The organism is Haloferax sp. s1, assembly GCF_058382125.1.
This window is the reverse complement of record NZ_JBZRPK010000732.1, coordinates 57,979-68,709: the sequence shown is the minus strand read 5'-3', so window position 1 is coordinate 68,709 and position 10,731 is coordinate 57,979. Positions and strand designations below refer to the sequence as shown.

General features: G+C 60.9%; 9 protein-coding genes. 3 read left to right on the top strand and 6 right to left on the bottom strand.

The genetic code is table 11. The features are described from left to right. Positions 1 to 210 precede the first annotated feature (210 nt). Positions 211 to 858, top strand: a complete 648-nt coding sequence (locus QT222_RS22980) for a helix-turn-helix domain-containing protein (protein ID WP_004060155.1) — start codon at positions 211 to 213, stop codon at positions 856 to 858. 19 nt (positions 859 to 877) lie between these two features. Here the strand turns inward: QT222_RS22980 and QT222_RS22975 are convergent, their stop codons facing one another. Then, a complete protein-coding gene (locus tag QT222_RS22975; protein ID WP_491478478.1) occupies positions 878 to 3,598 on the bottom strand; it encodes a PEP/pyruvate-binding domain-containing protein in 2,721 nt (906 codons plus the stop codon). Between the two features lie 521 nt (positions 3,599 to 4,119). Here QT222_RS22975 and phaC point away from each other — a divergent pair. Then, positions 4,120 to 5,448 carry a class III poly(R)-hydroxyalkanoic acid synthase subunit PhaC gene (gene phaC, locus QT222_RS22970; protein WP_004060157.1) on the top strand — a complete coding sequence of 443 codons (1,329 nt, stop codon included), beginning with the start codon at positions 4,120 to 4,122 and terminating at the stop codon, positions 5,446 to 5,448. 337 nt (positions 5,449 to 5,785) lie between these two features. On the opposite strand, the gene QT222_RS22965 is transcribed toward phaC, so the two are convergent. From QT222_RS22965 to QT222_RS22955, 3 genes are all read right to left on the bottom strand, one after another. Then, positions 5,786 to 6,463 carry a helix-turn-helix domain-containing protein gene (locus tag QT222_RS22965; RefSeq protein WP_004060158.1) on the bottom strand — a complete coding sequence of 226 codons (678 nt, stop codon included), beginning with the start codon at positions 6,461 to 6,463 and terminating at the stop codon, positions 5,786 to 5,788. 77 nt (positions 6,464 to 6,540) lie between these two features. Continuing rightward, entirely contained in the window at positions 6,541 to 7,476 is a 936-nt protein-coding gene (locus QT222_RS22960) for an alpha/beta fold hydrolase (RefSeq protein WP_491478477.1), read from the bottom strand. A gap of 107 nt (positions 7,477 to 7,583) precedes the next feature. Then, the gene (locus QT222_RS22955) at positions 7,584 to 8,573 is read right to left on the bottom strand and encodes a ring-cleaving dioxygenase (protein ID WP_004060160.1); all 990 of its coding nucleotides are present in this window, start codon (positions 8,571 to 8,573) and stop codon (positions 7,584 to 7,586) included. 188 nt (positions 8,574 to 8,761) lie between these two features. Between QT222_RS22955 and QT222_RS22950 the strand changes: the two genes are divergently transcribed. Continuing rightward, complete coding sequence (locus QT222_RS22950) at positions 8,762 to 8,920, top strand: hypothetical protein (RefSeq protein ID WP_004060161.1); 159 nt, start codon at positions 8,762 to 8,764, stop codon at positions 8,918 to 8,920. 15 nt (positions 8,921 to 8,935) lie between these two features. On the opposite strand, the gene thiD is transcribed toward QT222_RS22950, so the two are convergent. Beyond that, a complete protein-coding gene (thiD, locus tag QT222_RS22945) occupies positions 8,936 to 9,769 on the bottom strand; it encodes a bifunctional hydroxymethylpyrimidine kinase/phosphomethylpyrimidine kinase (protein WP_491478476.1) in 834 nt (277 codons plus the stop codon). Between the two features lies 1 nt (position 9,770). Continuing rightward, positions 9,771 to 10,613, bottom strand: a complete 843-nt coding sequence (gene thiM / locus QT222_RS22940) for a hydroxyethylthiazole kinase (RefSeq protein WP_004060163.1) — start codon at positions 10,611 to 10,613, stop codon at positions 9,771 to 9,773. Between the last annotated feature and the right edge of the window lie 118 nt (positions 10,614 to 10,731).

Below are 10,731 nucleotides of genomic sequence, written 5' to 3'. Positions count from 1 at the left end.
GTGCGCAATCGAGTGTTCCCGTCTGTTCGGGTCATCATTCACCGCCGTCCTGGTCTTCGTTTCCTCCGGACCCACCTTCCACGAGGGTAACGTTACGCATCTCAAGTTGCGGATTTGGTGTAACCATGCCGGATAACAGATGGGACACCACCATGATTTCGCGCGTAAAGTACTTTCTGCATTTAAGTACTACCCGGGAGAACGAAACGTATGCCTCGTGTACAGTTTCGGGTCAATGGTTCGCCGGTGAGGGATACGCTGGCAGATGCCTCGACCGAATTTCCAGACGCCGAATTCAGAATATTGGCGAGCCAACCTCTCGACGACCACCTGTTCGAAATTGTCGAGGTAACGACATCTGATGGTGACAAACTCGTTCGCCATTTCGAGGACGCACCCGAAGTGCGCTCGTTTGAGGTGATTCATTCCCATGCACAGACGATACTGATACGATTCACGATCCCAATCTCGGAGACCTATAATGCGCTTCTCGAATCCGGAAATCTCCCACTCTACCCCATCCCCCTTCACGACGGGTGGTTTTCGGGGGAGATTCGGGCCTCACACCAGCAACTATCTGCTTATGTGGCGGAGTTATCGGCTGCCGGCGTCCCGTATCAGATTCTGTCTGTAACCCAAACTCACGATTCGGTCGAGTTGCTTACCGAACGACAATGGGAGTTCGTTACCGCAGCAGTCGAACAGGGTTTTTACGACACCTCGCGTGAGTGTACGCTCAGCGAGCTCGCGGAGACGCTCGACGTCAACGTTTCGGCGGTGAGTCGATTGCGCCATCGGGCTGAAAGTCGGATTATTTCGAGTTTTGTCGCCGAGGCAGGACCGAAGAACCGGTCGTAGTTGCGAGAGTAAGGTGTGGTCAGTACCGTTCGGACCGGTCGAGGAGTTCGACGGTACCGCGCTTCCCGTCAAGGCGAATCCGTTCCCCAGTTCGGATTTCCTCCGTTGCGTTCGAAACGGAGGCAACGGCCGGAATCCCGTACTCGCGTGCGACTAACGCCCCGTGTGTCATCCGGCCACCGACCTCCATCACGAGCCCTGCTGCGTTCAAAAACAGCGGTGTCCATCCCGGGTCCGTCGTGGGAGCAACGAGTATCTCGCCTTTTTCGAGTGACTCGCTGGACGGGTCACGGATAACGCGGGCTGGTCCTTCAACGACGCCCGAAGAGACAGGTGTCCCAGAGAGAACGCCTTCGGTACGTTCGGGTTCCATCGTCGCCGTCGGGGCCTCCCCTTCACTGGTGAGAATCGGCGGGGCCGTCTTCTTCCTGTCGCGTTCGTAGGCTCGTCGACGAGCGTCGATATCCGCGTCGATGGGCGCATCCTCCGCGAGCGCGGCGAATAACTCCACCTTGCGGAGATACCACACGTCTTCCGGGTCGTCGAGACGGCCGTCAGCAGCGAGCGCCGCTCCGGCGTCGGATATTACTTCGTGGACGGCCGTAAAGAGGTGAGCCACTCCTTGCTTTGGGTACTCCCGAAACTGAATCCCGCCGCGGTATGCCCGAATCAATCGCCGGACGACCGCCTTCCTGACCGGTCCGAGGACGCCGTGGTCAGCGCGTGCTTCGAGGCGAGTCGCCGCCGCCGCAGCATTGCGTTCCAAGTGTTGGAGATGTGCTCGGTGTGCGCCGGGGTCGGTGCCTGCGAGATTGCTCCGGATTGTCCGTATCAACGTCGCAGGGTTATCGTTCCAGCGCGGCCGACTGAGGTCGATTTCACCGCTTGCCCGGTGTCCGAACTCGTCGAGAAACTCCGACAGTGCGTTACCGAAGGCCTGTCCACCCTCACCCTCGGAGATATCCGCGAGCGAAGCCTCTTTCCGGAGTGCCTCTCGGACCTCGGAATGTTCACGGGCGAGGTCGGCAAGGTCACCGAGTCGTTGGTTCATCCGCGTGGCCAGCTCATTCTCGAAGCCTTTGCTAATCGCATCCAGGTCCGTGTCGGCATCCGGAAACAGGCGTTCGAGTGTCTTCTGGGCGAGGAGGCTCGCAACCAAGAGCGGCCCGATACGGGGGAGTAATCTACTGAGTACTGTCAACAAATCAGAGCGCTGGAAGGCGGCTCGGACGCGCTCAGCGACCGTCTCAGGTTCCCGTATCCGTGAAGCGAGTTCTTCACCCCATGCCTCAATCCGAGCCTGCTCCCGTCTTGGCTCCGGCGGCCCGGAAACGAATACGCGAATAAATCGGCCACTAGCTCTCAAAAGATGGGGTACGAGTTTCGGTGCTCCGCGGCGAAGTACGCGACCCACTGAACGAATAGTCGTTACCCGCCCGTGAGCAGGGAACGCTTCGCTCCGTCCTGTGAGCAGGCCTTGGAGAGCCGCCGCCGCTGGTTCGTTCGCTGCTGCGATGCCTACAGGGATTCCTCGTTTCAGCGGACCGAAACGGAGCAGCGGGGTTATATCGATATACACTCGATGGCCGGCTTCGACCGCCCACGGTGCTTCGGTGTTCCCTGAACGAACTCGTGCGGCCGTTCTATCGAGCAGTTCCCGCCACCAGTCCACGACGAGCGGTGGGAGCGCCTCTGCCATCGCTTGCTGGTGACCGATGCTGAAATAGACGTGTAAGTGGTCGTCGTCCGGGACTGGTTCTGGGAGCGGAAACAGCGACGTAATCGGCCGAGATTGGAGGAGTACAAAGTCCCCCTCGACGAGTGCCCACTCGATGTCCTGTGGAGTACCGAGCAGGTCCTCGACCTGTCCACCGAGCGCAACCAGTCTCCGCAGTTGGGCATCCGACAGCACACGAGAGACCTGTTTTTCGGAATCGAGCGCTACCGGTTCCGTTCCTTTCCCCCCCACATCCGAACGAAGTGCGTAGCGTTTCTCACCGACCTCGTACGCGAGTATCTCTCTGGTGCGTCGGTCGATACGGGCGTTATCCGGCGATACCTCGCCCGAAACGACCGTTTCACCGAGACCGTAGTTGGCATCAACGGATGCAACGTGTCGGTTGCCGGTTACGGGGTCTGCCGTGAATAGTACGCCGGCGACCGCCGGGTCAACCATCTCCTGAATGACGACTGCCATCGCCACCTCGGAGTGAGCGATGTCGTTCCGGAGTCGGTATGCGACGGCGCGTTCGGTGAACAGACTCGCCAAACAGTCACGGAGCCGGTCGAAAACCGGTTCTCCGTCGCTGACTCCGAGAAACGTCTCGTGTTGGCCCGCAAACGACGCGGTTGGCAAATCTTCCGCCGTGGCGCTCGACCGGACCGCATACGTGTCTCCATCGGGCGTATCGAGTTCCTCCGTGACGGCGTGTCGGACGGTGTCCGGGAGGGTTCGGCTCTGAATCTTCGACCGGACCTCGGAACTGCCATCGGCGATTGCCTCCGTCTCTTCGGGCGCAAGTGCTTCCAACGATTCGATTGCCGCCCGGATTTCGGGAGTATCAGTGAGGGTGTGGTAGACAGCGGTCGTCGCACAAAACCCAGAGGGAACAGGAAAGTCAGCCGCGATAAGGCGTGCGAGGGTTGCACCTTTTCCACCGGTTACTGAGAGTTTTGTCGCATCGTCGTCCGCTAACGAGATCGCGAACCGCGTCTCTGGCGTGTCTCCCCTCTCGTTCATTGTTAACTTATGGTTCTCGTCCTTGTTGAGTCCGATTGTGATATGACCATTTTCTCATACGTATCACAGAAGAAGAAATTCGAACGTCCGATAGCGCATAGTGTCCCTTCGCACCACCGAGACCTGCACATAAATTGATTACAAATGTCCGCGTTACACTAGACAAACGGTTGAACGAGTCCATCACCTGTGAGCCACATTGCATCAGCAAATCGCCAACTGCGTCTCTGCCGGTTGACTCCGGATGTGGGAGGGGATTCCGACAGACGCCGCCGGTGCGACCAGTGAATACGGGAGGAGGCTGTGTGACTTCTGTTCGGGAGACTGCAGAGCGCTGTTTACCAGTGCGCCCCAGAAGTACGGCGAGGTTCCACATCGTAATCTCGTCGAAGCGGGAGGGACCATCCACCCCCGACTCCCGTACGGTTGAGCCGAGGGGGGTTCGACCACTCGATAGACGATTCCACGGTACTCGAAGAGACCCCTTCCAGAGCAATTCGCCACCACACTCGAGATAAAAGATGACCATGAACCCGTTTACGACGGCACTGGATATTCAGCGTCAAACGTTCGAACGAGGTGCGGACACCATCGATAAGATGCGACTCCTTCCAGAGCGACTCGACGACCTCGCGTCCGTCGAGGTCGGACAGACGCCGAGTGAGGTTATTCACTCGGAGAACAAACTCGACCTCTTGCACTACGAGCCGCTGAACGACGACCGCCATAATACGCCGCTTCTCGTCGTCTACGCGCTGATCAACCGACCCTACATTCTCGACCTTCAGCCGGACAAGAGTGTCGTTCGACGGTTCCTCGAAGACGGATTCGACGTGTATCTCATCGACTGGGGCGAACCATCTCGCCTCGATGCGTCGCTGACGCTCGGTGACTACGTGAATCGGTACATCGACAACTGTGTCGACGTCGTCCGAGACCAGACCGGAGCTGATTCGATCAATGTGCTCGGCTACTGTATGGGCGGGACGATAAGTACGATGTACGCCGCGCTGTATCCGGAGAAGGTCAACAATCTCGGACTCATGGCAACTGGGTTGTGTTTTAACGACACTGGCGGGATTCTCGAACGCTGGGGGAGCGAGGACTACTTCGACCCGAAAAGGATTACCGAAACGTACGGAAACGTGCCTTCGGAGTTCCTCGCGACAGGTTTCGCACAACTCAACCTGATCGAAAACGCCCTCATGAAATACGGAATTCTGTACGACCACCTCGACGACAAGGAAGCCGTCGAGAACTTCGGGCGGATGGAACGCTGGGTTCGTGACGGAGTGGACGTGGCGGGTGAGGCTTACCGACAGTTCATCGAAGACATATATCAGGACAACGCGCTCTACCGAAACGAACTGGTTCTGGACGGGGACCACGTCGACATCGAAAATCTCACGATGCCGGTGTTACAGATTGTCGGGTCGTTCGACCACCTCATTCCACCGGGTGCGAGCAAACCCTTCAGCGAGGTCATCCCGAGCGAAGATACGGATATCTACGAGTTCCCTACCGGCCACGTCGGCATGGCCGTGTCGGGGAAATCCCACGGTGAGTTGTGGCCCCGCGTAGCGACGTGGTTCCGCGAGCGGTCCACGACACAAGCGGTGAGTCCGGATACAACCGAACGCGAAGAAGCCCAGATGGAGGCCGAACAGGAGACATCGTTGCAGACAATCGACGGTATCGGCCCGACGTACGAGGAACGACTCCGTGATGCGGGCATCACGACGGTGGGTCAACTCGCAACCGCAGAGGCCGCTACGCTTGCTGACCGGCTCGGAGTCAGCGAGTCACGAGTGACAACCTGGATGGAACAGGCGAGACAACGCACCAGCTAATACGGCGAATCAACAGTACTAGTGAGGCTTAGAACTCAACAGCGCCGATCATTGGTTCACCAACACACTTCGGGCAGGCTTCGGCCTTGTATTCCTCCATACAGCGCTGGTGGCAGTAACACCCGCAGTGCCGGCAGAAGAACACCTCGTCGTCACGTTTAAACTGTGTTTCACAGATGTAGCAACGAACCATTGTTTGCTGAATATAGTGCGGCTATCAGCATAAATCGACTTGTTCGTTAACGCTCGACATGGTCAGCGTTTGTCGGCCGATAGACCACTTACCCACGGTCTGGACAGGCACTCCATCGGTTGACGAAACCCGACCGTCTAGTCGTCAGGTCGTCTCGGTGTACGCCGAAATCACCGCAGCCTCGGCTTTCCGGATCAGTTCACCCGCCGTGCTCGTCGAGCAGTCGAGCTCGTCTGCGACGTTCTCGACGGACCCGTCGCGAGGGACTTCGTAGTATCCCACAGAGACGGCCGTCTCCAGCGCCGCTTGCTGGCGGGAGGTGAGCTGTGACGGCGAGTTTCGTCGTTCGAACTCGCTGACCCGTTCGATGGTGAGCGACCCGAGTTCTGAGAGTGCCTCGTAAAACGCGCTGAGCGCCGTCGATTCGCCAACGGCCTCGAACTCGACCGTTCCGTCTTCGGAAAAGACGACCGGTGGAAGGAAAATCACCCGCGAATCCGCGACGATATCCAGTAACGTCGCCGAGAACTCGTAGCCGTCCTGCCGGAGGAACACGTAGGTCCCGTCGGTGCCCCCCACGAAATGGCTCGTGACGAGCGAGTCGATACCAGCGACAACCCGCTCTGTGTCCGCTCGGTCGCCGTCGCACCAGAGCAGCGTCGTCGCGTCTTCGGTTGGACTCCACATCAGCAGTTCGGCCCGCGTAACCGACGGTTCCTCCACGACCCGCCGATGAAGCGGGTGAACGAGCCGGTCGGGATAGGCGACCGAAAACAGGATGCGTTTCATACCGCGATTTGAAATCGTTCGGTCGACTCGCATATCAAACGGCGTGATATCAGTCGACGCGGCGGTGTACGTTGGTGTTAGTCGGCATGGGTGTGTGCAAATCCTTGGTGTTAGTCGGCGCGGTCGTGTGCATCCAAGACGGCGGGGATGCTTCGAACGAGCGTCTGCAGGTGGTCCGCGTCGTCGAAGACGTTCAGTCGAGCAGTCGGAAACTGTGATTTGAAGCGCCGAACGCCGTCAATCGGGACGTTCGTGTCCTCCGCACCGTGCCAGAAACACACGTCGGTCTCGATAGTACCGGCGGGCAGTTCCCACGCCGTCGCAGCGTCTCGAAAATCTGTGACAGCACCTACCCCGTGGCCCGAAATAGCCTCGACGAAATCCGCCTTCACGATGGCCGCGACATCGTCCGGAATCGACTCGGTCCCATCCGACGTGTACTGTGAAACGACGAACGACGGGTCGAGGTGGTCTGCGAGCCACGCCTGTCCTCGAAGGAGTCCGCGGAGAACTGTCGGGGTGGCCGTCGCCAATTTCCCAAGGAGTCGCTGTATCGCGGGCGTCGAGTCTGCGACTCCGGGAGGCGTCGCGCCGGCGACAACATCGACTCGATTGATTCGGTCCGGTTGGGTTGCTACAGTTGCGAGTGCGTGCGGAGCGCCGCCGGAGAATGCGACGAGACCCGCAACCTCCTCGTCGGCGTCGTCGAGGACGGCAGTGATAACCGCGTCTGCGTCGTGTATCGAGCGGGACGACCAGTGGGTAGACCGTCCATAGCCGGGGCGGTCGGGCGCGAGCACTCGAATATCGCGTTCTCGTGCGGCGGCATCGAACAGTGCCCCTAATCGCCGAGAGCCGGGAGTCCCGTGAAGAAACACGACCGGCGCGCCATCGGAGCACCCGTACTCGGCGTAGGCAACCTGTTTCTCGCCATCGAGTGAAACGACCGTGGGTTGTTCACGGCCGCTGTCCTGTCTCTTTCCCTGTTCCTGCCCCTGTTCCTGTCCCTGTCTCCCCCGAGACGAATCCGATATCGGTGTCGCCATCCAGTGTTGCTTCTCGCCTGTATCGTGAGTGTGTGGTGCCGGACCAATCCGGTTGTTTATCCGAGCCGGGTCGGGGCCACCACCGGGTGACGGACCAACTAACAGCTTCAGTTATCGGCTTCCGCCGAATCGGCTCGCGGTATCGTCACGTCCGTCAGCCCCGCTTCGATTTGTTCGCGCTGTGCTTCGAACTCGCCGGGGAGGACGAGTCGCCCGCCGAGGTCGGAACGCGGTTCGTCGCTAGTGTAACCCGGGTCCTTCGTGGCGAGCTCGAACAGGATACCGCCGAATTCCCGGAAGTAGACCGAACGGAACCAGTGGCGGTTTATCTGGGCTGTCGGGCGCAGCCCTTCCGACTGGACAGCCTCGCGCATCGCCGCTTGGTCCTCGTCGGTCGGCGTCTGGAAGGCGACGTGGTGGACCGTCCCGTGACCCTGTCGGCTCCCCTCGATAGTCGGGAGCACGTCGACGTACTTCCCGACGGGTCCAGCGGCGGCGAATCGAGTTCGCTCGTCACCCTGCACGTCGCCCTGTGCCTGCTCGGTGCCGACTTCCTCCAGCCCCATCGTCCGGAGGAGTTCTTCGGTTGGTTGGGGGTCCGCCACCCAGAGCGTCACTGAATGGAACCCTCGAATCGCCGATTCCTCGGGAACGAACTCGGTCCACGGGACGGTCGGGTCGTCCTCGGGGATGTCGACTTCGACCAGTTCGACCGGCAGGCCGTCCGGGTCGCTGAAGGGGAGGACAGTCTCGCCAAACCGCTCGATTCGGTCGTCGTACTCGACACCGTACTCGTCGAACCGGGCTTCCCAGTAGTCCAGACTTCCGTCGGGGACGCGGAATGCGGTTCGAGAGACCTGTCCGGTGCCGACTTTTCCCTGCGAGAGGTTCTCCCACGGGAAGAACGTCATACTCGTCCCGGGCGTCCCCTCGGCGTCCGCGAAGAAGAAGTGGTACGTGCTGGGGTCGTCCTGATTGATGGAGCGCTTGACGAGCCGAAGACCGAGCGTCTCGACCCAGAAATCGAGGTTCCGCTGTGGGTCGCCCGCGATACACGTAACGTGGTGGATGCCCGGCGTCGGAGTGTGGTCAGTCATCACCGCAGCGTAGGAGTCGGAACGACTTGAGTGTCTGCTGACGTGAGTGTTACCGGGTCATAGCCGTGATGTCAGCCGTTTTCGTTGCAGGGGAATCAACTGTTTTCGTTATAGAGAACTCAGCCGTTTACGATATCAGCCACGTCGAAAAGCGAGTCGATTCGTAGGTAGGCGCGACGGAAAGTTCTGTGTCGAGGCTGTGTTCCCGGCGACGAACGCGGAGTCTACTCCCGCGCGACCGGTTCGAGTTAACAGTCCGAGACGGGGAACTGGACTGGACTATCGAGCGCCAGAGTGATGAGAGCGACGTTGCCGACGAACTCACGCGGTTGTGGGGGAAGTTCTGAACCCGGTAGATTTGCTCACTCCTCCATGTTCGACCACTCGTCGCCAACGAGGTGATTCACGCTTCCTGCGCCTTCGCCGACGTCCGCCGGTTCGGAGAGCGCCGCGTGCGTGAACTCGATACCGCGTTCGACCGCATCCGGCAGGTCGTCACCGCGGGCGAGGCGGGCGGCGATTGCGCTCGACAGCGTGCATCCGGAACCGTGCGTAGCTGCGGAGTCGATTCGAGAGTTGACGTACGTCGTCGTTTCTTCGGGCGTTACGAGCGCGTCGACGACGGTCGAATCGTCGGTGTCGACATGCCCGCCTTTCAGGAGCACGGCGTCCGCACCCCACTCGAAGAACTGGTCTGCGGCGGCGTGCTGTGTCTCTTCCGTATCGGGGAAGTGGCCGGTAATCGCCTCGGCCTCGTCCGCGTTCGGGGTCACGAGTGTCGCCTGTGCGAACAGGTCGGTGTAGTCGTCGACGGCGTCCTCGTCGAGCAGTCGGTCGCCGGAGGTGGCGACCATCACGGGGTCGAGGACGACCGGGCCGTCGTAGTCGGCGAGGCAGTCCGCGACCGTCTCGATAGCCTCCGCCGTCGCCAACATGCCGAGTTTGACGGCCGCAATGTCGAAGTCGTCAGCGAGCGCGTCGAACTGCGCGCGAATCGCGTCTGTGGGGAGGACGTGAGTCGCCTCGACGCCGCGGGTGTTTTGCGCCGTCGCGGCGACGATGACCGACCCGCCGTAGACGCCAAGTCGCGTCATCGTCTTCAAGTCGGCTTGGATGCCCGCGCCGCCGCCGGAGTCGCTGGTGGCAATCGTAATTGCGTACGGCGGGGTCTGCGGAGTCGGCTGTGTCGGTGACATCTCACCGCACCTCGATTCGTTCGACGCGGTCGGAGAGGTCGGAGAGTTCTTCCCCCGCGAGTCCGGCAGCCGCGTCGAGGAACGAGACCCTGTAGCTCGCCGGACCGTGGTAATCGCCGAAAACGCCGTCAGCCGCGAGTTCGCCAGCCAATCCGTAGGCGGCCGTTCCCGCGAGCGCAGCATCGAGCGGGTCGTCGATTGCGGCGGCGAAGACGGCGAGCGTCACGCCGAGCATACAGCCGGTACCGACGACTTCGCCCATCATCGAGTGGCCTGCGTGAACCTCGTAGGCCGCGTCCTCGGTTGCGACGATGTCGGTCTCACCGGACGCGACGACGACGGCACCCGTCTGGCGAGCGCATTCGACCGCCGTCGCGGCGATTTCGGCGTACTCGCCGACCGACTCCACGCCCCGAACTTCGGCGTTCTCGCCGACGAGCGCGGAAATTTCGCCGTAGTTTCCGTTGAGCACGTCGACGTCGAGTTCGGTGACGAGGCGCTCTGCAACCCGCGAACGGGTTGGGGTCGCACCGACGCCGACGGGGTCGACGACGAGCGGCACGTCGTGGTCTCCCGCCGCGGCACCGGCGGCCAGCATCGTCGCCTCACCCGTCTCGCTCACGGTTCCCATGTTGAGCAGACAGCCGTCGGCGATTGCGACCATGTCGGCAACCTCGCGTTCGTCGTCGGACATGACCGGCAGGCCGCCCCAGTGCAGCGTGATGTTCGCCACGTCGTTGACGGTGACGTTGTTCGTGACCGAGTTGACGAGCGGTTGGTTGTCGGCAACAGCGGTGAGCGCCTCGTCGAGCGAGAGTCCGAATTCCGGGTCGAGACTGCTCATCGGCGGTCCCTCCCTTCGGCGGCGGCGGTCGCAAGTCGACGGGTCGGGCTTTTTCGGTCGTCTTCGGCGGGGGTGGCGGGGGTGAGCCCGGCTCCCCTCGCCCCTTCGGGGGCGCCGA

What these genes read in the sequence shown, in the direction of transcription:
- phaC (WP_004060157.1), top strand. Translation starts at nt 4,120, where the DNA reads ATGACCATGAACCCGTTTACGACGGCACTGGATATTCAGCGTCAAACG.
- thiM (WP_004060163.1), bottom strand. Translation starts at nt 10,613, where the DNA reads ATGAGCAGTCTCGACCCGGAATTCGGACTCTCGCTCGACGAGGCGCTC.
- QT222_RS22975 (WP_491478478.1), bottom strand. Translation starts at nt 3,598, where the DNA reads ATGAACGAGAGGGGAGACACGCCAGAGACGCGGTTCGCGATCTCGTTA.
- QT222_RS22960 (WP_491478477.1), bottom strand. Translation starts at nt 7,476, where the DNA reads ATGGCGACACCGATATCGGATTCGTCTCGGGGGAGACAGGGACAGGAA.
- QT222_RS22980 (WP_004060155.1), top strand. Translation starts at nt 211, where the DNA reads ATGCCTCGTGTACAGTTTCGGGTCAATGGTTCGCCGGTGAGGGATACG.
- QT222_RS22955 (WP_004060160.1), bottom strand. Translation starts at nt 8,573, where the DNA reads ATGACTGACCACACTCCGACGCCGGGCATCCACCACGTTACGTGTATC.
- thiD (WP_491478476.1), bottom strand. Translation starts at nt 9,769, where the DNA reads ATGTCACCGACACAGCCGACTCCGCAGACCCCGCCGTACGCAATTACG.
- QT222_RS22965 (WP_004060158.1), bottom strand. Translation starts at nt 6,463, where the DNA reads ATGCGAGTCGACCGAACGATTTCAAATCGCGGTATGAAACGCATCCTG.